The organism is Compostimonas suwonensis (genome assembly GCF_002797855.1).
In the GTDB taxonomy this organism is placed as follows: domain Bacteria; phylum Actinomycetota; class Actinomycetes; order Actinomycetales; family Microbacteriaceae; genus Compostimonas; species Compostimonas suwonensis.
Genome location: NZ_PGFB01000002.1, coordinates 144,467 through 170,701 on the forward strand (window position 1 = coordinate 144,467; position 26,235 = coordinate 170,701).

At 67.8% G+C, this 26,235-nt stretch carries 25 protein-coding genes and 1 tRNA gene; 19 read left to right on the forward strand and 7 right to left on the reverse strand.

What is annotated here, in order from left to right; translation table 11 throughout:
- The first annotated feature begins 69 nt into the window (after positions 1-69).
- Genes CLV54_RS04440 through manD form a run of 5 tightly spaced genes read left to right on the forward strand, consistent with a single transcriptional unit; the run spans position 70 to position 5,922 of the window.
- Positions 70-1,155: an ABC transporter substrate-binding protein gene (locus CLV54_RS04440; RefSeq protein WP_100343771.1), complete on the forward strand. Its 1,086-nt coding sequence runs from the start codon at positions 70-72 to the stop codon at positions 1,153-1,155.
- Positions 1,156-1,158: 3 nt separating this feature from the next.
- Positions 1,159-2,697 (forward strand): sugar ABC transporter ATP-binding protein, encoded by a 1,539-nt coding sequence (locus tag CLV54_RS04445; RefSeq protein ID WP_100343772.1) that lies wholly within the window; start codon positions 1,159-1,161, stop codon positions 2,695-2,697.
- The gene (locus tag CLV54_RS04450) at positions 2,694-3,659 is read left to right on the forward strand and encodes an ABC transporter permease (RefSeq protein WP_100343773.1); all 966 of its coding nucleotides are present in this window, start codon (positions 2,694-2,696) and stop codon (positions 3,657-3,659) included. The genes CLV54_RS04445 and CLV54_RS04450 overlap by 4 nt, the downstream gene beginning before the upstream one ends.
- A complete protein-coding gene (locus tag CLV54_RS04455) occupies positions 3,656-4,657 on the forward strand; it encodes an ABC transporter permease (protein ID WP_100343774.1) in 1,002 nt (333 codons plus the stop codon). Before CLV54_RS04450 ends, CLV54_RS04455 begins: the two co-directional genes overlap by 4 nt.
- Positions 4,658-4,695: 38 nt before the next feature.
- On the forward strand, positions 4,696-5,922 hold the full coding sequence (gene manD, locus CLV54_RS04460) for a D-mannonate dehydratase ManD (RefSeq protein ID WP_100343775.1): 1,227 nt from the start codon (positions 4,696-4,698) through the stop codon (positions 5,920-5,922).
- A 459-nt stretch (positions 5,923-6,381) separates the two neighbouring features.
- Here manD and CLV54_RS04465 read toward each other — a convergent pair.
- Positions 6,382-6,466: transfer RNA gene (locus CLV54_RS04465), tRNA-Leu, on the reverse strand.
- Positions 6,467-6,579: 113 nt separating this feature from the next.
- Here CLV54_RS04465 and CLV54_RS04470 point away from each other — a divergent pair.
- From CLV54_RS04470 to mshC, 3 genes are read left to right on the forward strand one after another with little or no spacing between them, the layout of a single operon-like run.
- A complete protein-coding gene (locus CLV54_RS04470; protein ID WP_100343776.1) occupies positions 6,580-7,893 on the forward strand; it encodes a M20/M25/M40 family metallo-hydrolase in 1,314 nt (437 codons plus the stop codon).
- 48 nt (positions 7,894-7,941) lie between these two features.
- A complete protein-coding gene (locus tag CLV54_RS04475) occupies positions 7,942-8,766 on the forward strand; it encodes an undecaprenyl-diphosphate phosphatase (protein ID WP_100343777.1) in 825 nt (274 codons plus the stop codon).
- 3 nt (positions 8,767-8,769) lie between these two features.
- Positions 8,770-10,059 (forward strand): cysteine--1-D-myo-inosityl 2-amino-2-deoxy-alpha-D-glucopyranoside ligase, encoded by a 1,290-nt coding sequence (gene mshC, locus CLV54_RS04480; RefSeq protein WP_100343778.1) that lies wholly within the window; start codon positions 8,770-8,772, stop codon positions 10,057-10,059.
- A gap of 43 nt (positions 10,060-10,102) precedes the next feature.
- Here the strand turns inward: mshC and CLV54_RS04485 are convergent, their stop codons facing one another.
- Positions 10,103-11,029 carry a proteasome assembly chaperone family protein gene (locus CLV54_RS04485; RefSeq protein WP_100344363.1) on the reverse strand — a complete coding sequence of 309 codons (927 nt, stop codon included), beginning with the start codon at positions 11,027-11,029 and terminating at the stop codon, positions 10,103-10,105.
- A gap of 87 nt (positions 11,030-11,116) precedes the next feature.
- Between CLV54_RS04485 and CLV54_RS04490 the strand changes: the two genes are divergently transcribed.
- From CLV54_RS04490 to lnt, 10 genes are all read left to right on the forward strand, one after another.
- Positions 11,117-11,827, forward strand: a complete 711-nt coding sequence (locus CLV54_RS04490) for an HAD family hydrolase (protein WP_245861337.1) — start codon at positions 11,117-11,119, stop codon at positions 11,825-11,827.
- Positions 11,824-12,966, forward strand: a complete 1,143-nt coding sequence (locus CLV54_RS04495) for a tRNA (adenine-N1)-methyltransferase (RefSeq protein WP_100343780.1) — start codon at positions 11,824-11,826, stop codon at positions 12,964-12,966. The genes CLV54_RS04490 and CLV54_RS04495 overlap by 4 nt, the downstream gene beginning before the upstream one ends.
- A 42-nt stretch (positions 12,967-13,008) precedes the next feature.
- Positions 13,009-13,983: an FKBP-type peptidyl-prolyl cis-trans isomerase gene (locus CLV54_RS04500; protein ID WP_100343781.1), complete on the forward strand. Its 975-nt coding sequence runs from the start codon at positions 13,009-13,011 to the stop codon at positions 13,981-13,983.
- Between the two features lie 77 nt (positions 13,984-14,060).
- Entirely contained in the window at positions 14,061-15,122 is a 1,062-nt protein-coding gene (locus CLV54_RS04505) for a helix-turn-helix transcriptional regulator (RefSeq protein ID WP_100343782.1), read from the forward strand.
- The gene (locus tag CLV54_RS04510) at positions 15,115-16,113 is read left to right on the forward strand and encodes a helix-turn-helix transcriptional regulator (protein WP_100343783.1); all 999 of its coding nucleotides are present in this window, start codon (positions 15,115-15,117) and stop codon (positions 16,111-16,113) included. Before CLV54_RS04505 ends, CLV54_RS04510 begins: the two co-directional genes overlap by 8 nt.
- A 9-nt stretch (positions 16,114-16,122) precedes the next feature.
- Entirely contained in the window at positions 16,123-16,467 is a 345-nt protein-coding gene (locus CLV54_RS04515) for a hypothetical protein (protein ID WP_157802801.1), read from the forward strand.
- Positions 16,460-16,708 (forward strand): Sec-independent protein translocase subunit TatA, encoded by a 249-nt coding sequence (gene tatA, locus CLV54_RS04520; RefSeq protein WP_100343785.1) that lies wholly within the window; start codon positions 16,460-16,462, stop codon positions 16,706-16,708. Before CLV54_RS04515 ends, tatA begins: the two co-directional genes overlap by 8 nt.
- Positions 16,709-16,754: 46 nt before the next feature.
- Positions 16,755-17,510, forward strand: a complete 756-nt coding sequence (gene tatC, locus CLV54_RS04525) for a twin-arginine translocase subunit TatC (protein ID WP_100343786.1) — start codon at positions 16,755-16,757, stop codon at positions 17,508-17,510.
- Between the two features lie 10 nt (positions 17,511-17,520).
- Positions 17,521-19,953: a DEAD/DEAH box helicase gene (locus CLV54_RS04530; protein ID WP_100343787.1), complete on the forward strand. Its 2,433-nt coding sequence runs from the start codon at positions 17,521-17,523 to the stop codon at positions 19,951-19,953.
- A 27-nt stretch (positions 19,954-19,980) separates the two neighbouring features.
- Positions 19,981-21,606: an apolipoprotein N-acyltransferase gene (gene lnt / locus CLV54_RS04535; RefSeq protein ID WP_245861339.1), complete on the forward strand. Its 1,626-nt coding sequence runs from the start codon at positions 19,981-19,983 to the stop codon at positions 21,604-21,606.
- A gap of 20 nt (positions 21,607-21,626) precedes the next feature.
- On the opposite strand, the gene CLV54_RS04540 is transcribed toward lnt, so the two are convergent.
- The 4 genes from CLV54_RS04540 to CLV54_RS04555 form a co-directional block, all read right to left on the reverse strand.
- On the reverse strand, positions 21,627-21,992 hold the full coding sequence (locus tag CLV54_RS04540; protein WP_100343788.1) for an RNA polymerase-binding protein RbpA: 366 nt from the start codon (positions 21,990-21,992) through the stop codon (positions 21,627-21,629).
- 157 nt (positions 21,993-22,149) lie between these two features.
- Positions 22,150-22,935 carry a glycerophosphodiester phosphodiesterase family protein gene (locus CLV54_RS04545; RefSeq protein ID WP_100343789.1) on the reverse strand — a complete coding sequence of 262 codons (786 nt, stop codon included), beginning with the start codon at positions 22,933-22,935 and terminating at the stop codon, positions 22,150-22,152.
- 10 nt (positions 22,936-22,945) lie between these two features.
- Positions 22,946-23,956, reverse strand: a complete 1,011-nt coding sequence (locus tag CLV54_RS04550) for an SPFH domain-containing protein (protein ID WP_245861341.1) — start codon at positions 23,954-23,956, stop codon at positions 22,946-22,948.
- Between the two features lie 4 nt (positions 23,957-23,960).
- A complete protein-coding gene (locus CLV54_RS04555) occupies positions 23,961-24,425 on the reverse strand; it encodes an NfeD family protein (RefSeq protein ID WP_100343791.1) in 465 nt (154 codons plus the stop codon).
- Positions 24,426-24,577: 152 nt separating this feature from the next.
- Between CLV54_RS04555 and CLV54_RS04560 the strand changes: the two genes are divergently transcribed.
- A complete protein-coding gene (locus CLV54_RS04560; protein WP_100343792.1) occupies positions 24,578-25,345 on the forward strand; it encodes an SDR family oxidoreductase in 768 nt (255 codons plus the stop codon).
- Between the two features lie 61 nt (positions 25,346-25,406).
- Here the strand turns inward: CLV54_RS04560 and CLV54_RS04565 are convergent, their stop codons facing one another.
- Complete coding sequence (locus CLV54_RS04565; protein WP_100343793.1) at positions 25,407-26,009, reverse strand: HdeD family acid-resistance protein; 603 nt, start codon at positions 26,007-26,009, stop codon at positions 25,407-25,409.
- Positions 26,010-26,235: the final 226 nt, after the last annotated feature.

Genomic DNA, 26,235 nt, shown 5'->3' on the forward strand with positions numbered 1-26,235 from the left:
CCGACGGCCAGACGATCACCGTCGACGTCATCATCAGAACCACAGCAGTTACCTGGAGGTAACCCCCTCATGAAGACCACCCACTCGCGGGCGCTGCGCCGAGGCATCGCCACCGCAGCGGCCCTCACCACGGTCGCGCTCATCACAGCCGGATGCTCCACCGCGGGCACGCCCGAGGGCACCGGCGCCGCCGGCGACTCCTCGTACATGGTCGCGCCCAAGGACGGCAAGCTCACCGTCGGCTTCTCGAACTCCTTCGCCGGCAATGCGTTCCGCACGCAGATGATCTATGAGCTGCAAGACGAGGCGGCGAAGATGTCCGACGACGTCGCCGACCTCATCGTCACCGATGCCAACAACTCGGTGGACAAGCAGCTCTCCGACATCAACGACCTCCTGACCAAGGGCGTCGACATCCTGCTCATCGACGCGGCATCCGAGACGGCCCTGAACAGCGCCGTGCAGCGTGCATGGCAGCAGGGCGTGCTCGTGGTGTCATTCGACAACACGGTCTCGAGCGAGCACTCGATCACCGTCAACACCGATCAGACCGAGTTCGGCCAGATCGGCGGGGAATGGCTCGCCTCGAAGCTCACGAGCGGTGACACCGTCGTGACACTCGACGGCACGTCCGGCAGCCCTGTCAACGATGCGCGGCTCACGGGCGCGACGGATGAGCTCGACGCGGCCGGAGTTTCCGTCGTCGGCAGTGCCGACACCGATTGGGATCAGGCGAAAGGGCAGTCGGCGGCGGCAGACCTGCTCTCGGCGAATCCTGACATCGCGGGAATCTACTCGCAGGGTGGTGGACCGAGCCTCGGTGCGCTGAACGCCATCGAGCAGCGCGGATCCGCTCTCGTCCCGATCACGGGCGAGGGATACAACGGCTTCCTCAAGAAGTGGAAGGAGCTGAAGGACAGCCAGGGCTGGGAGTCCATCGCCCCCTCGAACCCGCCCTATCTCGGCGCGATCGCGCTCGACTACGCGGTGAAGGCGGTGCGAGGCGAGGATCCGGGACAGGCTCCGCACATCGACCTGCCGGTCATCACGCAGGACACACTGGAGGACTATGTCCGGCCTGACCTCCCGGACGCCTTCTTCCTGCCGACCCAGCTGTCGGAGGAGTCCATCCAGAAGTACTACGGCGGCAACTGACCGATGAGCGATCGTCGTCAGGCGGACTCGGAGCTCGGCCCTGTGGTCGAGCTCCGAGGGGTGCGCAAGAGTTTTGGCGGAGTGCACGCGCTCAAGGGAGTCGACCTCGTTGTGCCATCCGGAACCGTGATCGGTCTCGCCGGTGAGAACGGGGCGGGCAAGTCGACCCTCCTGAAGGTCTTGTCGGGCATCTACCAGCCGGACGCCGGCGAGGTGCTCTACGACGGCATCCGCCAGACGAACCTGATGCCGGCGACCGCCCGTGCCGCAGGCATCGCAGCCGTGGCACAGGAGCTTTCGCTCTTCGAGCACCTGCCGGTCGGAGAGAACATCCTGATCGGCCAGGAGCCGATGCGGGGTCCTTTTGTGAACGCCGCGAAGCGCGACAGGATGGCCGCGGACGCGCTCGTCGAGGTCGGGTCGACTGTCTCCGTGCACGACATGGTCCGCGACCTCGAGTTCGCGGAACGCCAGCTCGTTGAGATCGCGAAGGCCCTCGTGTCGCAGCCGAGGGTCTTGATCCTCGACGAGCCGACCTCGGGGCTGCGCGAGTCGGAGGTGGATCGGCTGCTCGAGCTCATCAGGCGGCTCAGAGAACGCGGCACCAGCGTTGTGTTCATCACTCACCGCCTGAGCGAGATGTTCGCGGTCTGCGACACCTTCACCGTCTTGAAAGACGGCGAGTCGGTCGCGAGCCGGGCGGCGTCCGATATCGACGCAGACACCCTCGTGAGCCTGATGGTCGGTCGCAAGCTCGAGGCGCTGTTTCCCTCGAAAGACGTGCACTACAGCGGCCCGACGGATGTCCCGTTACTGTCGGCACGCGAGTTCAGCGTCATCGGAACCCGCGTCAAAGACATCTCGCTCGACCTCCGGCCCGGTGAGATCGTCGGGATCGCGGGCCTTGCCGGGAACGGCCAGAACGATCTTCTCGAGGGACTGGCGGGAATCCGTGCGTCGAAGGGAGAGCTGCGAGTCGGGTCGGCAGCCGGACCGTTCCGCAATCCACGGAAGGCGTTGCGTGCGGGGGTCTCCCTTGTGCCTGAGGATCGCAAGCGGCACGGCCTCGTGCTCGCGTTCTCGATCTTCAAGAATCTCACGCTCCCGACCCTGCCGGCGTTCTCCCGAGCCGGCGTGCTCTCCTCTCGCAAGGAGCAGGCGGCGGCGACGACGAGCATCACCGCCATGGCGATCCGTCCCCCTGACGGCAGCCTCATCGCAGGCGGCCTGTCAGGCGGGAACCAACAGAAGATCGTCATCGGCAGAACCCTGCTGGCCGACCCCTCCGTGTACCTCTTCGCCGATCCCACCCGGGGCATCGACGTCGGCACCAAATACGAGATCTACGTGCTCATGCGCAGACTCGCGGCCGAAGGCAAGGGGATCGTGCTGATGTCCACCGATCTCAGCGAGACCATCGGCGTGTGCGATCGAGTGCTCGTGATCTCGGGCGGACGGATCGTGGCCGAGCTCGCGGGCGAGCGGCTGACGGAGGAAGAAGTGACAAAAGCCTCCTTCGAGGCAGGAACGGAGGCGGCATGATCTCCGCGTTCACCCGGTACGTCCGGCGCGAGCCGTCAGCACTGATCGCGTACGGAGTGCTCGCCGTCATCCTCGTCGTCTGGGTGGTGGCGACCCCCAACCTCGGCATCGTGTCGGTGACCAACACCTTCGCACAGAAGCTGCCGTTGGCCTTGGCCGCGATCGGGGCAACGATCGTGATCGTCTCGAAAGGCATCGACCTCTCGATCGGCGGCACTCTCACCCTTGTGAACGTCATCGTCGCCAACGGCACGATCGTCGGTGGCGACCTCGTCATCTGGATCGTGATCGCGATGGTGGTCGCTCTTCTCGCCGGGGCGGTGAACGGCTTCCTGGTAGCAGTGTTGGGCCTTCCCGCATTGATCGTCACCCTGGCCACGCAGTCGGTGATGCTGGGCATCGCGCTCTACATCCTGCCGACGCCCGGCGGCGAGCTTCCCGTCTGGTTCACGAACCTCCCGCTACAGCTCGTCGGCCCGATCCCGCTCGTGATCCTGCTCTTCATCGTGATCCCGCTCGTGCTCTGGTGGCCGATCCGGCGCAGTCGTTTCGGCACCGCCCTGTACGCCGTCGGAAACGATGAGGGCGCTGCCTTCACCAGCGGGGTCGCGGTGGTGCGCACAACGTTCCTCGCCTATGTGCTCGCTGCATTCTTCGCCGGTCTCGGAGGTCTCTTCATCACCATGAACGCCGGCTCGGGCGACCCGTCGATCGGGGTTCCTTACACACTCAACGCGATCGCGGCGGCCGTGATCGGAGGCGTCGCGCTTTCCGGAGGGCGGGGAACCATCGCCGGCCCCATCGCCGGAGCGCTCGTACTCAGCTTCATCAACAACCTGCTCTTCTCGCTCGGAGTCAACACGTACTGGCAGTACCTCGTGACAGGGGTGCTGCTGATCGGCGCCCTCGCGATCCCCTACGTGATCCGGCGGCTGCGGCAGAGGAAGGCGGCGCTCGTATGACGAACACCGGCATCGATCCCATCCCGTCAGCCGACGTGAGCGCACGGCGACCGGCATTCCTCACGGGGGAGCGACTTCGCCTCGTGCTGCCGTTCGCGTCGCTCGTCGTGCTCTACGTCATCACGGTTCTGGTTTCGCCGGGCTATCTGGAAGGCGCGCAGATCGGGAGCCTGCTGCAACTCGCCACGATCCTCGGGATCGTGGCGATCGGGCAGACGCTCGTGATCCTGATCGGAGGCATCGACCTCTCGGTCGGAGCCGTCGTCACTCTGAGCAACCTGCTCACCGCCGCGATCCTCGACGGCGACGACGCGAACCTGCCGCTCGCTCTGCTCGTGTCGCTCGCTGTCGGCGCGCTCGTGGGGCTCGTCAACGGCGGGATCATCACTCTGATCAAGATTCCCGATCTCGTGGCCACTCTCGCGACGATGACGGTTGTCGTCGGCGTGGGCTACCTCATCACCAACGGCAGTCCGCGCGGCTCGTCGAGCGGTGCGCTGAACTGGTTTGTGACCGGCAGGTTCGCTGGCTTTCTCACCTCCGGGTTCCTGCTCTGGGCGGTACTCGCCGCGGTGACGATCTTCGTGCTGCGCAAGACGGTCTTTGGCCGTCGTGTCTACGCGGTCGGGCTCAACCGCGAGGCCAGTCACTTCGCCGCCGTGCCGGTGACTCGCACGATCGTGACGCTCTACGTCGTCTCGGGCGTCGCCGCTGGGTTGGCCGGATTCCTGCTCACCGGCTACACCGGCTCGAGCTATCTCGGGTCGGGAACGAGCTACCAATTGTCGACGATCGCCGCTGTCGTGCTCGGCGGCACGAGCATCTTCGGCGGTAAGGGCGGCTACACCGGAACCATCGCGGGTGTGCTGATCACCGTGCTGCTCCTGAGCATCCTGAGGGTCGTCGGAATTCCGCAGGCCGGGCAGAACATTGCCTACGGCCTGGTCATCCTGCTCATGCTCATCCTGTTCAGCGCGCGGACCATCCGTCGTCGCTGAGCCGCATTCCACTCATATCCGCAACACGAAAGACACGAATGAAAATCGACAAAGCCGAAGTGATCGTCACGAGCCCGGGACGGAATTTCGTCACGCTGCGCCTCACGACCTCGGACGGAGTCGTCGGTATCGGCGACGCCACTCTGAACGGCCGTGAACTCGCTGTCGCCGCCTACCTGAACGAGCATGTCGTCCCACTTCTCATCGGACGTGAGGCGAACAACATCGAGGACACCTGGCAGTATCTCTACCGCGGCGGATACTGGCGGCGAGGGCCGGTCACGATGGCCGCCATCGCCGCGGTCGACGTGGCCCTGTGGGACATCAAGGGCAAACTGGCGGGATTGCCCGTGTATCAGCTGCTCGGAGGGGCATCACGTACAGGAGCGCTCGCCTACGGGCACGCGTCGGGGAGCGACATCCCGGCTCTGTTCGATTCGATCAATGAACACCTGGCGCTGGGGTACCGCGCCGTACGCATTCAGACCGGGGTGCCGGGACTGGGGCAGATCTACGGCGTCGCTGACGCGACCAAAAAGGGCACGCGCTACGACTACGAGCCGGCCCAGCGTTCGGCTCTTCCCAGCGAGGAGACCTGGGACACCCGTGCCTATCTGCGTCACGTACCCACGGTGTTCGAGGCCGTGCGCAACGAGTTCGGTCCGGAACTCCCGCTTCTTCACGATGGCCATCACCGGATGACCCCCAATCAGGCTGCCATCCTCGGAAAGTCGCTCGAGCCCTATGACGTGTTCTGGCTGGAGGACTGCACACCGGCGGAGAACCAGGAGGCGCTCCGTCGCGTGCGTTCGCAGACGACCACGCCGCTCGCCATCGGCGAGATCTTCAACACCGTCTACGACTACCAGACGTTGATCACCGAGCAGCTGATCGACTACGTGCGCTCGGCGGTGACGCATACCGGCGGGATCACCGCTCTGAAGAAGATCATGGAGTTCGCCGCGATCTATCAGATCAAGTCGGGCTTCCACGGTCCGACCGACATCTCGCCGGTGGGAATGGCAGCGGCGCTGCATCTGGACCTCTCGATCCACAACTTCGGGATCCAGGAGTACATGCGGCATTCACCCGAGACCCTCGAGGTATTCCAGACCAGCTACACATTCGAGAACGGGCTGCTCCATCCGAGCGATGCACCCGGTCTTGGCGTGGAGCTGAACGTGGAGGCGGCGGCGAAGTTCGAGTACTCAACGGCGTACCTTCCGGTGAACCGTCTCACCGACGGGACCATGCACGACTGGTGATTCCGGGAGCGGACGCGTTCGCTCTGTGAGCCACAACGAACAGCACGCACTCGCGAGGCGAGCGCGACGTTCAGCAGGCCGTATCCGAGGCTCCGCCCACGGTCATCTGACTTCTCGAGGTCCGATACGTGAGATCGCGCACGATTCGCGATTGGTGTGTGACGCCGAAAACGAGGGTGCGGGCTGGCGCTTCTACGACCACGGGCTCAGATGCGTCGCAGAGTTGGATGTCATCTTCGTTATTAGAGGATGAGGTCGATCGCGTTATGGCAGCCCAAGGAGTCGATGACTTTCTTGGAGCGCAGAATATTCAGTTCCCTTCCCTCAAGGGTTTCACCAGGATGCAGAGGAGTCGTGGCGGCACGGGGCGGCGTCGTGTTAAACCAGGAAAGGCCTCGGGCGATCCCGAGGCTGCCGCAAAGCGGCACCGACTGTCTCAACCAGTACTGATTCTTCGTGTGTCCGAGGGGGGACTTGAACCCCCACGCCCTATACGGGCACTAGCACCTCAAGCTAGCGCGTCTGCCATTTCCGCCACCCGGACGAGTGAACTTTTTCGGCTGTTTTTCTCGCCGACGTAAGACAATAGCACGAATTCTGTGACCGTTTTCGACACCCTGAACGTACCGTCGCCGGGGGCCGGGTAGCGTTGAGGTCATGAGCCCAGAGACCGCGGAAACAGGCCTCGAGGAGACCGCGTCGATCGCGCGCGACCTCATCCGATTCGACACCACCAACTACGGCGAAGGCCGGTCGAAGGGCGAGACCGAGGCGGCGGAGTACGTCGCCGCGCACCTCCAGTCGCTCGGGCTCGAGACGCAGCTCTTCGACGCGGCGCCCCGGCGCACGAGCGTCATCGCGCGGGTCGAGGGGCGGGACTCGTCGCGCGGCGCCCTCGTCGTGCACGGGCACACCGACGTCGTTCCGGCCGATCCGGCGAACTGGTCCGTCGACCCGTTCGGCGGGGTCATCGCCGATGGCATGCTGTGGGGCCGGGGGGCGGTGGACATGAAGAACATGGACGCCATGATCCTGACGGCGCTCGGTGACATCCTGCGTTCGGGGCGTCAGCCGGCACGCGACCTCGTGATCGCCTTCTTCTCCGACGAGGAGGCCGGGGGAGTCGAGGGCTCGCACTACCTCGTCGACAGCCACCCGGAGCTCTTCGCCGGAGCGACCGAGGCGATCAGCGAGGTCGGGGGCTACTCGATCACCCTCGGCGGCGAACGCGCCTACCTGCTGCAGACGGGGGAGAAGGCCCTCGTCTGGATCAAGCTCGTCGCGCGCGGCACGGCGGCCCACGGCTCGCGGGTCATCTCCGACAACGCCATCACGAAGCTCGCCGAGGCCGTCGCGCGGCTCGGGCGCACCGAGTGGCCCATCCGGCTCACCGAGACGACCACGCAGCTCATCGGCGAGCTCGCGAGGATCCTCGGGCGCGATCCGCAGCGGGTCGGGCCGGATGACATCGTGCTCGAGACGGGCACGGCGGCCGGGTTCATCCAGGCCACCCTGCGCACGACCACCAATCCCACGGTGCTGACCGCCGGCTACAAGCACAACGTCATCCCCGACACGGCGGAGGCGCTCGTCGACGTGCGCACCCTTCCGGGCGAGGAGGACGCCGTGCTCGCGCAGATCCGGGCGATCGTCGGCGACGAGATCGAGATCGTCGTCATGCACCGCGATGTGGGGCTCGAGAACGAGTTCGAGGGCCCGCTCATCGACAAGGCCGTCGAGGTGCTGCACCGACACGACCCGGGAACCCCGGTTCTGCCGTACCTGATGTCGGGCGGCACCGACAACAAGGCCTTGAGTAAGCTCGGCATCAAGGGCTACGGATTCGCACCATTGAAGCTGCCCGCCGAGCTCGACTTCCCGGGAATGTTCCATGGGGTTGACGAGCGTGTGCCCTTGGACGCATTAGTCTTTGGCAGGCGTGTTCTGACGGACCTCCTGCTCGACTACTGAGACTATCGAGTCCGTCCGTCGACCGACCACCGGCCACGAAAGCGAAGCATGGGCATCATCGAAGCACTCATCCTGGGCCTCGTCCAGGGTCTCACCGAGTTCCTCCCCATCTCGAGCAGCGCTCACCTCCGCATCCTCGGCGAGCTCTTCCCGAATGCACAGGATCCGGGCGCCGCCTTCACCGCGATCACCCAGATCGGCACCGAGGCGGCGGTCGTCGTGTTCTTCTGGCGTGACATCGTGCGCATCGTGGGGCAGTGGGGTCGCTCCATCGCGGGCAAGGTGCCGCGCAACGATCCGGACGCCAGGATGGGCTGGCTGATCATCATCGGCAGCATCCCCATCGTGATCCTCGGGGTCCTCTTCCAGGACCTGATCGAGAACCAGCTCCGCAGCCTGTGGATCATCGCGACGACGCTCATCGTCTTCGGCATCCTGCTCGGCATCGCCGACTGGGTGGGAACGAAGACCAAGCGGCTCAAGAACATGACCGTCGGCAACGGCATCATCTACGGCCTCGCCCAGGCGCTCTCGCTCATCCCGGGCGTCTCACGCTCGGGCGGAACCATCACCGCCGGGCTCTTCATGGGGTTCGAGCGCAAAGCGGCCTCGCGCTACGCGTTCCTGCTGGCGATCCCCGCGGTCTTCGGCAGCGGCTTCTACCAGCTGTTCAAGAGCCTCGGCGAGCCGAGCGTCTACTCTCCCCTCGAGACGGGCATCGCGACGCTCGTCGCCTTCATCGTCGGACTGCTCGTCATCGCCTTCTTCATGAGCTACATCTCGCGCCGCAGCTTCCTGCCGTTCGTGATCTACCGGGTGCTGCTCGGAGGAGTGATCATCGTGCTCCTCTCGACCGGTGTGTGGACAGCGTAAGCCGTGCGCGCATGGCAACGACCGGTCATCCCGGTCCTTCCCGGGCGGTCGGAGGCCCCTCTCGTCTTCGACACCGCGAGCAACGGGCTCGTCGCGGCTGAGACGCACGACATCGCACGACTGTACGTCTGCGGCATAACACCCTACGACGCCACCCACCTGGGCCATGCCTCGACCTACCTGGCCTTCGACACGCTGCACCGGGTCTGGCTGGACGCCGGGTACCACGTGCACTACGCGCAGAACATCACCGACGTCGACGACCCGCTGCTCGAGCGCGCGGCCGTGACGGGCGTCGACTGGCGTGCACTCGCCGACGAGCAGATCGAGCTTTTCCGCACCGACATGCTGAGCCTGCGGGTCATCCCGCCCGACAACTACGTGGCCGTCACCGAGGCCGTCGAGCCCATCGCCCGCGCCGTCTCGAAGCTCTGGGAGGCGGGACTGGCCTACGCGGTCGAGAGCCCCGATGCCGTCTCCGACAGCGACATCTACTTCGACACCGAGCTCGCGAGCGAGCGTTCCCCGTGGACGCTGGGTGACGAGAGCAACCTCGACCGGGCGACGATGCTCGCGCTCTTCGCGGAACGCGGGGGAGACCCCGAGCGGCCGGGCAAGCGGCATCCGCTCGACCCGCTGCTCTGGCGCGCCGAACGTGCCGGCGAGCCCGCCTGGACGTCGGCGTTCGGGGCGGGGCGACCCGGCTGGCACATCGAGTGCTCGGTCATCGCGCTGCAGCACCTCGGCCGCGACTTCACCGTGCAGGGCGGCGGCTCAGACCTCGTCTTCCCGCACCACGAGATGAGCGCGGGCCACGCCGCCGCGCTCTCGGGCCAACCGCTCGCCCAGCTCTACAGCCACGCGGGCATGGTCTCGTACCGGGGCGAGAAGATGAGCAAGTCCCTCGGCAATCTCGTGCTCGTCTCACGGCTGCGCGAGGCGGGCGTCGACCCCCGTGCGATCCGGATCGCGGTGCTCGGCGAGCACTACCGCTCCGACTGGGAGTGGACGGATGCCGCCCTCGCCGGCGCGCAACGCCGGCTCGGCACCTGGTCGGCGGCGTTCGCGGCGCACGACCGCGGAACGGGCGAGGAGGGCAGTGCACGGGAGCTCCTTGCGGCGGTTCGAGCGGTGCTGCACAACGACCTCGACACCCCGGCCGCGCTTGTGTTCGTCGACCGTGCGGCCGAGGCGGGTGTCGACGACAACAGACTCGTCGTCGAACTGCTCGACGCGCTCGTCGGCGTCGACGTACGAGCCGGCTCGGCTCGCCCGGGCGCTCAGCCCGAGTAGGGCGGGAGCTCGACGGGGAAGGCGGGTAGGCTGCCCCCGCCGGTCAGCTGCCCCCGCCGCCCCGCCAGGGCTCGTCGGGGCGCCCGTCTCCGCGACGGCGCAGGTACTGCTCGAACTCGCGGGCGATCGCCTCTCCGCTCGCCTCGGGGGAGTCGACCGTGTCGCGGGCCTGCTCGAGCTGCTCGATGTAGGCGGCCATCTCCTCGTCCTCGCCGGCGAGCTGGTTGATGCCGGTCTCCCAGGCGGAGGCCTCTTCGACGAGGTCGCCGCGAGGGATGACGACGTCGATGAGCTCCTCGAGCTTGTCGATGAGGGCGAGCATGGCCTTGGGGCTCGGCGCGTTGTGAACGTAGTGCGGCACCGAGGCCCAGATCGACAGCGTCGGGATGCCGACCGTCTCGGCGGCATCCGCGATGACGCTCAGGATGCCGACGGGGCCCTCGTAGCTGCTGCGCTCGATCTGCAGCTCGGAGCGCAGCTGATCGTTCTCGGTCGAGACGAAGATGGAGATCGGACGGGTGTGCGGAACGTCGGCGAGCATGGCGCCGAGGAAGACGATGCCTCCGATGTCGGCCGCGAGCGCGGCATCCACGATCTCGGCGGCGAAGCTCTTCCAGCTGCGCGAGGGCTCGACGCCGAGCACGAGGTGGATGTTGCCGGCGTTGTCGCCGCTCATCTCGAGCTCCGCGTCGGCGGCGATGCCCGCACCGGCGTCGCGGGGCGCGACCGGGCCGTAGATGGTCGTGCCCGGCCATTCGAGGAAGCGCACGCCGTTGTCGTCGCTCGTCATCGTCGGGCGATTGAACTGGTAGTCGTAGTACACCTCGGGGTCGATCTCGGCGATCGGCGAGAGATCGAGCAGCTCCTGGAGCGTCTTGACGGCCCCCGTCGCGGCTTCGCCCGCGTCGTTCCAGCCCTCGAAGGCCACAACGAGCAACCGACCGCGCAGGAAACCCGTGTTGTCTGCCACTGCGTTCACCTCGCTCACCGAGCACGGCTTGTTCGCCACGCCCTCTGACCAGGATAGAACGAGATGCGGCCGGTAGCATGGGACCCCGTGACTACTCAGCTACCCGCAGCAGTGCTCTGGGACATGGACGGCACCCTCGTCGACACCGAACCGTACTGGATGCAGGCCGAGACCGAGCTCGTCGGCTCGTTCGGCGGCACCTGGACCCACGAGGACGCCCTTCAGATGGTCGGCCTCGGCCTGTGGGTCGCCGCCGCGCGGCTGCAGGCCGCCGGTGTGGCCCTGAACGCCGACCAGATCGTCGACCGGATGACCGGCAGGGTGCAGGAGCTCATCGCCGAGCAGGGCGTGCCGTGGCGGCCCGGGGCCCGCGAGCTCGTCGAGGCGCTGTACGCCGCGGGCGTGCCGCTCGCCCTCGTCACGATGTCGATCGAGCGGATGGCGCGGCAGATCGTCGACGCCCTCCCCGTTCCGGCTTTCGGCGTCGTGGTCGCCGGCGATCTCGTGACCAACGCGAAGCCGCACCCGGAGCCCTATCTGCGCGCCGCCGAGCTTCTCGGCGTCGACATCGCCGGCTGCGTCGCCATCGAGGACTCGCCGACGGGCCTCGCCTCGGCGACGGCCGCCGGCGCGATCGCGATCGGCGTGCCGCACATGATCGCGCTCGACGACGCGCCGTACTCGGTCCTCTGGGCGAGCCTCGAGGGTCACGGTCCGCAGGATCTCGCGATCCTGCTCGCCGAGCGGGCCCACGGCGAGACGACCGTTCCCGATGTCAGCGAAGCGAGCGCACCATGAGCACAGTGAACCCGGACAGCACGACCGGCCCCGACGCCGCCCCTCCCGCGCCGCGTCCGCAGTCCAGCGGCCCGTTCCAGCCGGGCGACAAAGTGCAGCTCACCGGCCCCAAGGGCAAGCTCAACACGATCCAGCTCGTTCCCGGGCAGCTCTTCCACACTCACCGCGGCGCGGTCGAGCACGACGCCGTCATCGGTCAGCCCGACGGCTCGATCGTCACCAACACGGTCGGCATCGAGTACCTCGCGCTGCGTCCCCTCCTCAACGACTTCGTGATGTCGATGCCGCGCGGAGCGGCGATCGTCTACCCCAAGGACGCCGCGCAGATCCTCGCCCTCGCCGACATCTTCCCCGGCGCCACGGTCGTCGAGGCCGGGGTCGGCTCCGGCGCCCTCTCGCTCTGGCTCCTGCGCGCGATCGGCCCGGAGGGAACCCTCATGTCGTTCGAGAGGCGCGAGGAGTTCGCCGACGTCGCACGCGGCAACGTCGCGACCTTCTTCGGCTACGACCCGCAGAACTGGTCGGTCACGCTGGGCGACCTCACCGAGGCCCTGCCGACCGTCGCGGCCGCGGCATCCGTCGACCGGGTCGTGCTCGACATGCTCGCGCCCTGGGAGTGCGTGGGGGCGAGCGCCGAGGCGCTCAAGCCCGGCGGAGTGCTGCTCTGCTACGTCGCGACCGTGACCCAGCTCTCGCGGGTGGCCGAGGCGATCCGCGGCACGGGCCAGTTCACCAACCCCGACTCGAGCGAGACCATGGTGCGCGGCTGGCACGTCGAAGGCCTCGCCGTACGCCCCGACCACCGCATGATCGGCCACACGGGCTTTCTCATCACCGCGCGCCGGCTCGCTCCCGGCGCCGTGCTGCCCGAGCTCAAACGCCGGCTCTCGAAGTCGGAGTTCAGCGACGAGGACGTCGAGGCCTGGACCCCGGGTTCGCTCGGGGAACGGGGCGTCAGCGACAAGAACCTGCGCAAGCGGGCGCGCTCGGCCGTGGCCAGCGCCGGGCTCTCGAAGGCCCGTTCGACGACGGATGCCGCGGAGCCGGCGACAGGGCGGCCGGCAACGGATTCTCCCGCCCCCGCCGACCGCCCCGAGGCTGGGGACGGCCTGAACGACGGCGGCGAAGCCGTCAACTAGACTGATCGACGGTTTCCACTCACAGCATCGAAACGAGGACCCGTGCGCAAAACATCCGCGCTCATCGTCACCGCCGGCCTCCTGGCCGTGGCACTCTCGGCGTGCAGCCCGAGCTCGGGCTCGACGGGCGATTGCACGCCCGAGGCGTCCTCCGGTGCCACCTCCGATGCCGTGACCGTGTCCGGTTCGCTCGGCTCCAATCCGACCGTCGACTTCCCGACGCCGCTCAAGACGAAGACGACCGAGGTCACCGAGGTCATCCCGGGCTCGGGAGACGTCGTGAAGTCGGGCCAGAAGGTCGCGACCGAGATGACGGTGTTCAACGGAACGACGGGCGAGTCGATCCAGGACACCGGCGCGGCGGCCTTCGTGCTCGGCCAGACCATCACGGGCATCACCGACGGCCTCGTCTGCTCCACCACCGGCTCGCGCGTCGTCGTCGCGGTGCCGCCGGAGGACGGCTTCGGCACGGAGGGCAACGCGCAGCTCGGTATCTCCGGCACCGACACCCTCGTCTTCGTCTTCGACGTCACGAAGTCGTACCTGAGCAGGGCCGACGGGGCCGACCAGCCCGCACAGGCCGGGTTCCCCTCGGTCGTCACGGCTCCCGAGACCGGCCAGCCGGGCATCACGATCCCCGCGGGCGACGCTCCGACGGAGCTCAAGGTCGCGGTGCTCAAGAAGGGCGGCGGCGAGCCCGTCGTCGAGGGCGACTCGGTGACCGTGCACTACACGGGTGTCATCTGGGACAGCAAGACGGTCTTCGACTCCTCGTGGGAGAGCGGATCCCCGGCGACGTTCCTGGCCGCCGACGGCTCCAAGGTGCAGGGCGGCGTCATCCCCGGCTTCGCGAACGCCCTCATCGGGCAGACCGTGGGATCGCAGATCATCGCGATCATCCCGCCCGACCAGGCCTACGGCGAGGCCGGCAACCAGTCGGTGCCCGCGAACGCGACCCTCGTCTTCGTCGTCGACATCCTCGGAGTCGACCCGGCGCCGGCGGCGCCCCAGCAGTAGGCGGCAGCCCGCTCACCGGGTTCGGCGCGGCCTCGCCCTGCGCCTCGACCCGGCGCGCCGAGCCGTAGACTGGAGGGGTGTCGCCCGCCAGCAGCCCAGCACCCCGCATTCCTGTGGAGGAGCGACTCTTCAGCCTCGTGCTCGCGCTTCTGGCGACCGAGAAGGGGCTGACGAAGTCCGAGATCCTCTCCTCGGTGCAGGGCTATCGCCAGCGCTATTCGATGTCGGGCAACAACGCGAGCCTGGAGCGCCAGTTCGAGCGCGACAAAGACGACATCCGCGAGCTGGGCGTGCCCCTCGAGACGGTGGACGCCCCCGAGCAGTCGGGCAACAACCAGAACCTCCGCTACCGCATTCCGCGCGGGGCATATGAGCTCCCGGCCGACATCACCTTCTCGGCGGAGGAGATCACGTTGCTGGGCCTCGCCGCCACGGTCTGGCGCGAGGGCTCTCTGTCGGCGGAGTCGCGCCGGGCGATCATGAAGCTGCGCTCGCTCGGCATCGAGTCGGACGAGCCCGTGCTCGGCTATGCGCCGCGGCTGCGAGTGCGCGACTCGGCCTTCGATCCGCTGGGAGTCGCCCTCGAACGCCACACGATCGTGACCTTCGCCTACCTGAAACCCGGGGAGACGAAGCCGCGCAAGCGCACCGTCGCACCGCTCGCCCTCGTGCAGCACGAGGGCCGCTGGCATCTGCACGGCATCGATCAGGATGCCGGGGGAACACGTACCTTCCTGCTCTCGCGTTTCATCGACGGCGTGCAGCTCACCGCGCGCACCTTCGAGCCGGAGGGCGAGGATCACGCCGAGCGCGCTCTGCGCGAGCTCAGCGAGATCTGGGAGGCCAACGTCGCCGAGGTTCGGGTGGTGCCGGGAACCGACGCCGCCACGCGGCTCAACCGACGGTACGGGGGAGAGGGTCCGGCGAACACCGCGCTGAGCGTGCACTACACCGACATCAACATCCTCGCCGACGAGCTCGCCGGCTACGGCCCCGAGGTCTACGTCGTCTCCCCGGAGCGCCTGCAGAGCGCGGTGCGCGACCGTCTCCTGCGCACGCTCGCGAACCACGACGACTCGGAGCCGCACGACGACACGCGGCACGGCACGACTCAGAAGCGGGAGGCCGCGCATGGCTGAGAAGCCCCCCGCGCTGCAGGCGCAGGACAAGCTCGCCTTCCTGCTCTCGCTCGTTCCCTACCTCATGGACCACGACCGGGTGAGCGTGCAGGCGGTCGCCGAGCACTTCGGCGTGCCGCAGGACCAGATCCGGTCGGCCGTGAGGCTCATCGCCGTCTCGGGTGTGCCGGGCGAGACGAGCCAGTACCAGCACGGCGACCTCTTCGACATCGCCTGGGATGACTTCGAAGACAACGACCAGATCGTGCTGACCCACCTCGTCGCGATCGACGACACCCCGCGGTTCTCCTCGCGCGAGGCCGCGGCGCTCATCGCGGGCCTGCAGTACCTGTCCGCGCTTCCCGAGAACGGCGACAGAGACGTCATCGGCGCGTTGATGGCGAAACTCTCGCGCGGGTCGTCCGGTTCGCCCAGCCAGGTGGCGGTCGCGGGCTCCGCCTCCGACACGACGCTCGCCCTCATCCGCACCGCGGTCGACGAGGAGCGCCAGATCGAGTTCGAGTACGTCGACTCGCGGGGCGAGCACGAACGCCGCCGGGTCGATCCCCTCCGCATCGAGTCGGTCGACCAGGACTGGTACCTGCGCGGCTGGTGCCATCTCCGCGAGGCGGTGCGCACCTTCCGCCTCGACAGGATGAGCGGTCTCGAGGTCACGGGCGAGCCCATCACCCACCGGGCCGGCGAGATCACCCTGCCCGAGCGGCTCTTCGAGGGGTCGCCCGACGATCTGACCGTGGTGCTGGATGTCGCGGCATCCGCCATGCCCCTGCTCGCCGACTACCTGCCCGACGCACAGCCCGTCCCCTCGGGCAAGGGGCGGGTCGAGGCGACCATCCGGGTGGCGCACTATCACGGCCTCAAACGGCTCGTGAGCCGGCTGCCCGGGGTCGTTCGCGTCGTCTCGCCGCCGGAGGCCCGCCGGGTGATCGCGGAGTGGGCGGATGCCGGGGCCGCGCAGTACCCCCGGGCGCCGTCGGCCGGCACCGGGTAGGCTCGCAGCATGCCGTGGTGGTCGTGGGTGCTGATCTGGGGATTCCTCGTCCTCGGACTGCTCGCGATGCTCGTCTTCTTCGCCTGGTGGCTGTTCCGCAAGCTCATGACGGCTCTGACCGAGCTCGAGAAGCTCACCGCCCTGACCGACGCCCTCGACGGCGCCCGCGACGAGGCTCCGCCCGAGCGCCCGCACATCGCGCTCTTCGACGATCCGGTCGAACTCGACCGCCGGCGACGACACGAGCGCTACCGCAGGGAGCGCCGCCGGGCCTATCGCAGGGAACTCGCGGTCGCGCGCGGTAAACTACTGGTACATTCCGATCCGAGCCGGAGGATGGACCCCAATGCTTAACAACCTCACTGGATGGCATTTCCTCATCATCCTTGCCGTCGTGCTCCTTCTCTTCGGGGCTCCCAAGCTTCCCGCTCTCGCTCGCAGCCTGGGCCAGTCCATGCGCATCTTCCGTGGCGAGGTCAAGACCATGAAAGACGAGAACAAGCCTGCGGAGGGCGAGGGAACCGCCGCCAACACGAGCGACAGCGCTGCCACGACGCCCGTTCAGGGTGACAGCTCTCAGCAGCCCAAGCCCTAGGACTGTGCCCACTCGCCAGACGCGAGGCAGGAGCCGGGACGCACGGATGTCGCTGGCCGGCCATCTGCTCGAACTGCGTAAGCGTCTCTACATCGCGGCTGCTGCGCTCGTGGTCGCTTCGGTCGGCGGCTGGTTCGTCTCGGATCTCGTCCTCGACATCCTCAACAAACCCATCGAGTTGATCGTGGAGAATCAGGGGCGCAACGCCGCGCTCAACTACACGGCGATCACCTCGAGCTTCGACCTGAAGATCCAGATCGCGTTCACGGTGGGCGTGATCGTGTCGAGCCCGGTGTGGTTGTACCAGATCTGGGCCTTTCTGGTCCCGGGGCTCACGCGCAAAGAGCTGCGGTACGGCCTCGGCTTCTTCCTGACCGCGGTGCCGTTGTTCCTGGCGGGATGCGCTGCGGGGTGGTTCGTGTATCCGCACATCGTGGAGCTGTTGACGAGTTTCGCGCCGTCGGAGAGCACGTCGTTCATCAATGCGAAGGACTACTTCGATTTCATCCTCAAGCTCGTGCTGGCCGTCGGCGTCGCGTTCATCCTGCCGGTGTTCCTGGTGCTGTTGAACTTCGTGGGCGTGCTGAGCGCGCGGTCGATCATCAAGGGGTGGCGGATCGCGATCCTGGCGATCGTGCTGTTCACGGCGATCGCGACGCCGGCGGCGGATGTGTTCTCGATGTTCCTGCTGGCGATCCCGATGGTGCTGTTGTACCTGCTGGCCGCGGGCGTCGCGTGGCTGCACGACCGCCGCGCCCAGAAGCGCGCCCTCGACTTCGACGACGTCGAAGCGATCGCCTGAGCGCCGCGCCATGACCCAGGAACTCTCGCCCGCCGAGCGCTACGCGGCATCCCGATCACGGCAGTCATCGCCCAAGCTCGAGACGTTCCGCGCGGGTCTGGGCTTCGAGCTCGATCCCTTCCAGCTGGGGGCCTGCACGAGCCTCGAACAAGACAGGAGCGTTCTCGTGGCGGCGCCGACGGGAGCGGGCAAGACGATCGTCGCCGAGTTCGCCGTGTTCCTCGCCATGCAGTCGCCGACGGCGAAGGTCTTCTACACAGCGCCCATGAAGGCGCTCAGCAACCAGAAGTACCAGGAGTTCGTGGCCGAGTACGGCTGGAGCGAGGTCGGGCTGCTGACCGGTGACACGAACGTCAACTCCGGTGCGCGCATCGTCGTGATGACGACCGAGGTGCTCCGCAACATGCTGTATGCCGACTCCGATCTGCTGAAAGACCTCTCCTTCGTGGTCATGGACGAGGTGCACTACCTCGCCGACCGCTTCCGGGGCGCGGTCTGGGAGGAGGTCATCATCCACCTCCCGCAGAGCGTGCGGCTCGTCTCGCTGAGCGCCACCGTGTCGAACGCCGAGGAGTTCGGCGACTGGCTCCAGGCGGTGCGCGGCGACACCGACGTCATCGTCTCGGAGGAGCGACCGGTTCCGCTCGATCAGCACGTGCTCGTGCGCACGAAGATGCTCGACCTCTTCGACTCCTCGGGGCTCGCCGCCACGCACCGGGTCAACCCGGAGCTCGTGCGGCTCGCCGGCTCGGGCGGTCGGGGCCCCGCCGGCAGCCGTCGGGGCGGTCGCTCGGGCCGCTATCGGGACAAGCCCCCGCCCGACAGGATGCGGATGGAGCGCTCCGAGATCGTCGCCCTCCTCGACGGCAAGCAGCTCCTGCCCGCGATCTTCTTCGTCTTCAGCCGGATGGGCTGCGACCAGGCGGTGCGCCAGGTGCTGCGCGCGGGAGTGCGTCTGACCCAGGCGCACGAGCGCGAGGAGATCCGCCAGATCGTCGAGGACCGCTGCCGCACCCTGCTCGACGAGGATCTCGCCGTGCTCGGCTACTGGGAGTGGCTCGAGGGCCTGCAGCGGGGCGTCGCCGCGCACCACGCGGGTCTGCTGCCCGCCTTCAAAGAGGTCGTCGAGGAACTCTTCCAGAAGAAGCTCGTCAAGGTCGTCTTCGCGACCGAGACCCTCGCGCTGGGCATCAACATGCCGGCGCGCACCGTCGTGCTCGAGAAGCTCGAGAAGTTCAACGGCGAGGCGCGGGTGCCGATCACCCCCGGGGAGTACACGCAGATCACCGGTCGTGCCGGCCGCCGGGGCATCGACATCGAGGGCCACTCGCTCATCCAGTGGCACGACGGGCTCGACCCGCAGGCGGTCGCCTCGCTCGCCTCCCGTCGCAGCTATCCGCTCAACTCGAGTTTCCGGCCCACCTACAACATGGCCGTCAACCTCATCGACCAGTTCGGGCGGGAGCGCACCCGCGACATCCTCGAGTCGTCGTTCGCGCAGTTCCAGGCCGACCGGGCCGTCGTCGACCTGGCCCGCAAGGTGCGCCAGCAGCAGGAGTCGCTCGCCGGGTACGAGGAGGCGATGACCTGCCACCGCGGGGACTTCCGCGAGTACGCGGCGCTGCGCCGCACGCTCACCGACCTCGAGCGTCAGGGCGCCCGCACCGATCAGCAGACCCGCGGCGAACGCGACAAGCGGCAGCACGAGCTCACCGAGCTGCGCAAGCAGATGAAGGCGCATCCGTGTCACGGTTGCGCCGAACGCGAGCAGCACGCCCGCTGGGCTGAGCGCTGGTGGCGCCTCAAGCGCGAGACCGACGCCCTCGGCCAGCAGATCGCGTCGCGCACGGGAGCGGTCGCCAAGACCTTCGACCGGGTCACCGACGTGCTCATGGAGCTCGGCTACCTGAGCGTCGACGAGTCGGGCGCCGTCGCCACGAACGTGCACGGCCGCACCCTCAAGCGCATCTACGGGGAGCGCGACCTGCTCGTCGCAGAAGCGCTGCGCCGCAACGTGTGGAGCGAGCTGGATGCCGCTGGCCTCGCCGCGATGGCGTGTGCGATCGTCTACGAGCCCCGCCGCGACGACGGCCTCGGCAGCGACCGCCACCTGCCCCGCGGCGCCTTCCGCCCGGCGCTCGAGAAGACGCAGGACCTCTGGGCGAGACTCGACGAGATCGAGCGCGACAACAGGCTTCCCGGCTCCGAGCCGATCTCGACGGGGCTCAGCCTCGCGATGTACAAATGGGCACGCGGCAGCGGGCTGAGCGAGGTGCTCGAGGACGCCGACATGGCGGCCGGCGACTTCGTGCGCTGGGCGAAGCAGACCATCGACCTTCTCGACCAGCTCTCGAACGTGGCGCAGGGGAGTGTCGGCCGAACGGCGCGCCAGGCCCTCGACTCCGTGCGCCGCGGCATCGTCGCCTACAGTTCGGTCGCCTGAGTGTCCGTCTCGTCTCGAACAGCTCCCGTGTCGCCGCCCCTCGTGAGAACCGGGGCGCCGGTGACCCGCCCGCTCTGGCTGGCGCTCGCCCTCGCGGTCGTCTCCGGCCCCATCACGGATGCCGCGCACCCCGACCAGGGGATCTGGCCGCTCGTCTTCGTCGGGGTCGCGTGCGTGCTCGTGGCGCTGCGCGGCCGCACCTTCTGGTCGGGAGCTCTCGTCGGCTTCGTCGCCGGGCTCTCGTTCTACCTCGTGCACATCAGTTGGGCGTCGCTGTACCTCGGCCCGGTGCCCTGGGTCGCCCTCTCGACGCTCGAGTCGCTCTTCGTCGCGGTCGGCGCCGGGACGATCGCCGTGGTCTACCGCTATGCGGGCCGGGCCTGGCCGACCGCGCTCGGCCGACTGGGGCTCGTGCCGGTCGTCGTCGCCGGCCTCTGGACGGCCCGTGAGGCCATCTCGGCCGTCTGGCCCTACGGCGGCTTCTCCTGGGGGCGCATCGCCTTCTCGCAATCGGAGAGCCCCTTCGCGCCTCTCGTGGCCTGGGTGGGGGTCTCGGGGCTCAGCTTCCTGCTCGTGTGGCTCGTCGCCCTCGCGATCGAGCTCGCGCTCTGGGTGCCGCTGCCCTTCGGCACGTTCTCGGGCGATGCGCGCGGAGAGGAGCGCTACCGCGCGCCGCTCGGAGGCTCTGCCCGCACGCTCGTCGCAGTCGGGGCCGTCGCGCTCGTGCTCGTGGTGCCCGCGTGGCCCACGATCACCGAGGGGAGCATGCGCGTCGCCGCGGTGCAGGGCAATTCGAAGGCCGGGTACTTCGACGTACGCGATCCCGGCGACATCCTGACCGACAACATCAGCGCGACGCTTCCCGTCGTCGATGACGACCTCGACGTCGTCGTCTGGCCTGAGAACGGCAGCGACCTCGATCCGCTCGAGGTTCCCCAGGCGGCCAAAGCGCTCGATTACGTGAGCGACGCGGCGAACGCCCCGCTCGTCGTCGGCACCGTCACGCAGCGCGGCGACGAGATCTTCAACACCTCGATGCTCTGGCGGGCGGGGGAGGGGATGCTCGACTTCTACGACAAGAAACACCCCGTGCCGTTCGGGGAGTACGTTCCCGACCGTGCGTTCTGGGAGCCCTTCGCCCCTGAGCTGATCGGGCTCATCCAGCGCGACTACACACCGGGCACGACCGACCCGGTCTTCGACATCGACGGGGTGATCGCGGGCATCTCGATCTGCTTCGACATCGTCGACGACCAGCTCATCCACGACATGATCGACAACGGCGCCGATGTGATCTTCGCGCAGACCAACAACGCGGACTTCGGCCGCACCGATGAGAACGAGCAGCAGCTCGCCATCACGCGTCTGCGCGCCATCGAGACGAGCCGGAGCGTCGTCAACGTGTCGACCGTCGCGGCCACGGCGCTGCTCGGCCCCGACGGCTCCACGATCGGCGAGCTGCCGTCGTTCGAGGCCGGGGCGCTCGTCGGCGAGGTGCCGCTCAGCACGGTCGTCACCCCGGCGATGTCGCTGGGGCGGGGTATCGAGTGGCTCGTCAGCGGGCTCGGCCTCGCGGGGCTCGTGCTCGCACTGACCGTGCGGCCGCGGCGGCCCGGGCAGCGAAAAGGGCCCCGGTTGTCACCGAGGCCCTGAAACTGCTGGGTTCGAGCTCTCTACGCGCCGATCTTCTGTTCGCCGCGACGCGAGCGAAGGTAGTCCAGACGCTCCTGGAGGAGATCCTCCAGCTCTGCGCGCGTGCGACGCTCGAGGAGCATGTCCCAGTGCGTGCGCGCCTCTTTCGGCGCCGGCTGGTCGCTTTCGATGACCTGGCCTTCGGCGTCGAGAAGCTTGCCCTCTTGACCGTTCTTGGGGGACGCCCAAATCTCCGGTACTTCAGCCTCTGCGGAGAACATCACCTCGAAGGTGGTGCCGTCCTCGCATCGGTAAACAGCCATCTGTCGTGGGGAAAACTCCACGCCCTCCTCGCTCTGTAGGCTTTGGGCACCGAGTCTCATTCCGCGCAAGCTGCGATCCGCCATTGTGTGGTCCTCTCTCGCTATTGCATCCACAGTTATAAACCCCCAAGCTGGGCGTTAGCTTTCCGCGGCTCCGCCTTTCGGAGAGAACTCCCAGGGTCGGCGGTGTTGTCCGGGCGTTCACTCCGCGTTTATGCGGCTGCGTTCATCCGGTCTGCGTTCATCCGGCGCGGGACGCCACGAGCCGGCTCGCGAGATCGCAGCGGTCGGTCACCAGGCCGTCGACTCCGCGGTCGAGCAGAAGGGCCATCTCGCGGGGATCGTCGACCGTCCAGACGTGAACCTCGACCCCGGCCTCGTGGAAGGCGCGCACGGTGCGTCGCGTGACGATGCGCACGCCGGCGACATGTTGCGGGATCTGCACGGCGTCCACGTCGGCGAGCGTGCGGCGCAGGGCGCCCTGGGCGCCGAGGACTGCGAGGAGAAGCGCTCGCGCGACCGTGCGAGACGAGGCGGATGTCGCGACCCCGGGCAGGCGGTCCACCGCCGCCCGGCGCCGAGCGTCGTCGAAGGAGGTCACGAGCACCCGGTCGACGGCGGCGAGAGCACGGATGGCCTGCGCGGTCGGCCCGGCCGCGGCATCCGACTTCACATCGATGTTGAAGCGGGCGCCGGGAAACGCGTCGAGCGCCTCGCGCAGGGTGCGGAAGGAGCCGGGCGGCACGTCGCGCCTCGCCTGCAACTCGGCGACGGTGAGGCTCGCGACGACGATCCGCCTGCCGTCCGCGCCCGCGAAATCGGGATCGTGGCTGATCACGGACTCGCCGTCGGCGCTCGCGTGCACGTCGGTCTCGAGGTGGGTGGCGCCGGCCGCCAGAGCACGGGCGAACGCCTCGAGGGTGTTCTCCGCGGCATCCGTCGCCCGCCCGTCGTGGGCGAGCCCCCGATGCGCGAAGATCCGGGGGAGCGGGGGAGCGAAGAACCCCGAGCGCAGCCGATCCGGCATCGGCCGGCGGTCAGTGGCGGGGTTCGGCGGCGGGTGCGACGTCGGCGGCTCCCGCTGCCGGACCGGCGTTCGTCGTCTGAGCAGCGCCCGCTGCGGCATCCGACGCCGTCGGAGGCTCGCCGACCCCACCCCGCGACCCGAAGGCCGTGCCGATGCCCTTGAGCGCCTCGGTCAGCTCGCTCGGGATGATCCAGAGCTTGTTGGCCGAGCCGTCAGCGAGCTTGGGCAGGGTCTGCAGATACTGGTAGGCGAGCAGCTTGGGATCCGGATCGCCTCGGTGGATGGCGCCGAAGACCGTCGTGATGGCCTCGGCCTCGCCCTGCGCCCGCAGAACGGCGGCCTTCGCATCACCCTCGGCGGAGAGGATCGCGGCCTGCCGTTGGCCCTCCGCCTGCAGGATCGAGGCCTGCTTGGTGCCCTCCGCGGTGAGGATCTGGGCACGGCGGTCACGCTCGGCGCGCATCTGCTTCTCCATCGAGTCCTGGATGGAGAGGGGCGGGTCGATCGCCTTGAGCTCGACGCGCCCGACGCGGATGCCCCATTTGCCGGTCGCCTCGTCGAGCACGATGCGCAGCTGGCTGTTGATGTTGTCGCGGGAGGTCAGCGCCTCCTCGAGGTTGAGGCCGCCGACCACGTTGCGGAGGGTCGTGGTCGTGAGCTGCTCGACGGCGCCCAGGTAGTTGGCGATCTCGTAGGTCGCGGCACGGGCATCCGTCACCTGGAAGTAGACGACCGTGTCGATCGAGACGACGAGGTTGTCCTCGGTGATGACGGGCTGCGGCGGGAACGAGACGACCTGCTCGCGCATGTCGATGAGCGGCCGCACCCGGTCGATGAAGGGCACGAGGATGTTGAGGCCCGGCATAAGCGTCTTGTGGTACTTGCCGAGGCGCTCGACGACGCCGGCGCTCGCCTGGGGGATGATCCGGATCGCGCGGAAGAGGGTGACGAGCACGAAGATCACGATCACGGCGACGATGATGATCACGATGATCGTCACCACGAGGTTGGAGTCATCCACTGTTTCAGTTCCTTTCGGCGGGGACGACGACGGCCGTCGCCCCATCGATGGCGGTCACGAGCACACGCTCGCCGGGTTCGATGTCGCGGCGCTCGGTGATCGCGGCACTGCGGGCAGTCCAGGTCTCGCCGTTCGCCAGCCGCACCTGCCCGCCGATCGACGTCACGACGGAGACGGCCTGGCCTTCGAGGCCCAGCAGCGCGTCGACGTTGCTCCTGGCGGGATCGGCGCCGCGCTTGAGCACCCGCAGCAGAGGCGGGCGGATGAACAGCAGCAGGATCACCGCGAGAGCCGCCGCGATCACGATCTGCAGCCACCAGGGAGCCCCGAGAAGCCCCGAGAGCAGCCCGCCCAGAGAGCCGATCGCGATCATCAGGAAGGTGAACTCGAGGGTCAGCATCTCGACCGTGATGAAGATGAGGATGAGCACGATCCAGACGATCCATGCGTACTGTGAGACGACGTCCATGTGCGGCTCCTTTCTTCGAGCAGTGCACTCTCGACGCTATCAGGTGCACCCGTGAGACCGTCGGTGATCTTGATAGTCTCGGTTGCTGGCGGCGGCTGCTCCGGGATCCGGATGCCGGGCTGCCTCCGTTCTGCGAACCCAAGGAGAATCTCGTGAGCAATCCCCTCGAGCCCGGCGCCCTCGACGGCACGCGCATCCTCGTGACGGGCTCGTCCCGTGGCATCGGAGCCGACACCGTGCGCTACGCCGCCGACGCCGGCGCGAAGGTCGTCATCAACTTCCGCAACAAGGAGGCGCGCGCGGTCAAGCTCGCCGACGCGATCCGGGCCGACGGCGGCACGGCCCTCACGGTCGGCGCCGACCTGACCGATCCCGCATCGGTCGCGGGCATGTTCGAGCAGATCCGGGCCGAGCTCGGCGGCCTCGACATCCTCGTGCTCAACGCCTCCGGCGGCATGGAGTCGGGTATGGCCGAGGACTACGCGATGACGCTCAACCGCGACGCCCAGCTGAGTGTGCTGGATGCCGCGCTGCCTCTGCTGCACGAGGGCTCGCGCGTCGTGTTCGTGACGAGCCACCAGGCCCACTTCATCCGCACGACGGCGACGATGCCCGAGTACGAGCCCGTCGCCCTCAGCAAGCGGGCGGGGGAGGACGCGCTGCGTGAGCGCATCGCCGAGCTCGAGGAGCGCGGCATCCAGTTCGTCGTCGTCTCGGGCGACATGATCGAGGGCACCATCACGGCCACCCTGCTCGTGCGGGCGAACCCCGACGCGATCAACGCGCGCAAGGAGGCCGCCGGCAAGCTGTACAACGTGAGCGAGTTCGCGGCCGAGGTCATCTCCGCGGCGGTCGAGCCAGTTCCGGCCGACAACACGCGCTACGTCGGCGACGTCTCGGATTTCCTGAAGGATCTCTAGACCCTCAGCACGACGAAGGCCCGATGCTCGCGAGCACCGGGCCTTCGTCGTCGAATCCGGGTTACGCGGCTTTCGCCTTGCGCCCGAAGGTGAAGGCGCGAACGATGCCGATGAGGCCGATGACGATGAGCGAGATGCCTCCGAAGAGCACGAGCACGGCGACGGTGCCGAGTGGAACGAAGAGCACGATGATGCCGGCGATGAGGCTCACGATGCCAAAGAAGATCGCCAGGCCCCGCGACGACGCGCCCGAACCGGACTCGGCGAGGGCGACGACGCCTTCGATGATCCAGCCGAGGCCGATGAGGATGCCCAGGATCGCGATCGAGTCGAGCGGGTTCTTGAGCGCGAACACGCCCGCGATCACGAGCAGCACGCCGAGGATGATGTCGAGTGCTCGGATGCCGCCGGACAGGTCTTTGCCGAAGATGCCGATGGCCGCGCGCACGACGCCGACGATCAGGAAGTAGAGCCCGAAGAGCACGGCGACGACCTGCAGGGTCGCTCCCGGCCAGACGAGCACCAGGACTCCGATCACGAGCGCGACGAGCCCCGAGATGCCGAAGACGAGGCGGATCGTGGTGATCGTCTGCTGGGTCAGTTTCTGCGCGTTGAGCGAGAACGACGAAAGGAACGCGTCGGCGCTCGGTGATGCCTGTGACATGGTTGTGCCCCCTTGGTTGCGGCTGTTAGCACGATTGTGGCGCAGAACGCCCTCCGATGACAGCACTGCGTCGCCGTGTTGCGCCGATGGTGTTTCACTTAGCGGTATCGAGCTGACACCCCAGTTATGGGGGTCTCCACGTTGAGTTGAACTTATGGTTAAACCATAAGAAATTCATGCAAATAACCGGTTGATCTGTATATATAGATTGTTTACAGATTATTTT

What these genes read in the sequence shown, in the direction of transcription:
- CLV54_RS04440 (WP_100343771.1), top strand. Translation starts at nt 70, where the DNA reads ATGAAGACCACCCACTCGCGGGCGCTGCGCCGAGGCATCGCCACCGCA.
- CLV54_RS04445 (WP_100343772.1), top strand. Translation starts at nt 1,159, where the DNA reads ATGAGCGATCGTCGTCAGGCGGACTCGGAGCTCGGCCCTGTGGTCGAG.
- CLV54_RS04450 (WP_100343773.1), top strand. Translation starts at nt 2,694, where the DNA reads ATGATCTCCGCGTTCACCCGGTACGTCCGGCGCGAGCCGTCAGCACTG.
- CLV54_RS04455 (WP_100343774.1), top strand. Translation starts at nt 3,656, where the DNA reads ATGACGAACACCGGCATCGATCCCATCCCGTCAGCCGACGTGAGCGCA.
- manD (WP_100343775.1), top strand. Translation starts at nt 4,696, where the DNA reads ATGAAAATCGACAAAGCCGAAGTGATCGTCACGAGCCCGGGACGGAAT.
- CLV54_RS04470 (WP_100343776.1), top strand. Translation starts at nt 6,580, where the DNA reads ATGAGCCCAGAGACCGCGGAAACAGGCCTCGAGGAGACCGCGTCGATC.
- CLV54_RS04475 (WP_100343777.1), top strand. Translation starts at nt 7,942, where the DNA reads ATGGGCATCATCGAAGCACTCATCCTGGGCCTCGTCCAGGGTCTCACC.
- CLV54_RS04495 (WP_100343780.1), top strand. Translation starts at nt 11,824, where the DNA reads ATGAGCACAGTGAACCCGGACAGCACGACCGGCCCCGACGCCGCCCCT.
- CLV54_RS04510 (WP_100343783.1), top strand. Translation starts at nt 15,115, where the DNA reads ATGGCTGAGAAGCCCCCCGCGCTGCAGGCGCAGGACAAGCTCGCCTTC.
- CLV54_RS04515 (WP_157802801.1), top strand. Translation starts at nt 16,123, where the DNA reads ATGCCGTGGTGGTCGTGGGTGCTGATCTGGGGATTCCTCGTCCTCGGA.
- tatA (WP_100343785.1), top strand. Translation starts at nt 16,460, where the DNA reads ATGCTTAACAACCTCACTGGATGGCATTTCCTCATCATCCTTGCCGTC.
- tatC (WP_100343786.1), top strand. Translation starts at nt 16,755, where the DNA reads ATGTCGCTGGCCGGCCATCTGCTCGAACTGCGTAAGCGTCTCTACATC.
- CLV54_RS04530 (WP_100343787.1), top strand. Translation starts at nt 17,521, where the DNA reads ATGACCCAGGAACTCTCGCCCGCCGAGCGCTACGCGGCATCCCGATCA.
- CLV54_RS04540 (WP_100343788.1), bottom strand. Translation starts at nt 21,992, where the DNA reads ATGGCGGATCGCAGCTTGCGCGGAATGAGACTCGGTGCCCAAAGCCTA.
- CLV54_RS04545 (WP_100343789.1), bottom strand. Translation starts at nt 22,935, where the DNA reads ATGCCGGATCGGCTGCGCTCGGGGTTCTTCGCTCCCCCGCTCCCCCGG.
- CLV54_RS04555 (WP_100343791.1), bottom strand. Translation starts at nt 24,425, where the DNA reads ATGGACGTCGTCTCACAGTACGCATGGATCGTCTGGATCGTGCTCATC.
- CLV54_RS04565 (WP_100343793.1), bottom strand. Translation starts at nt 26,009, where the DNA reads ATGTCACAGGCATCACCGAGCGCCGACGCGTTCCTTTCGTCGTTCTCG.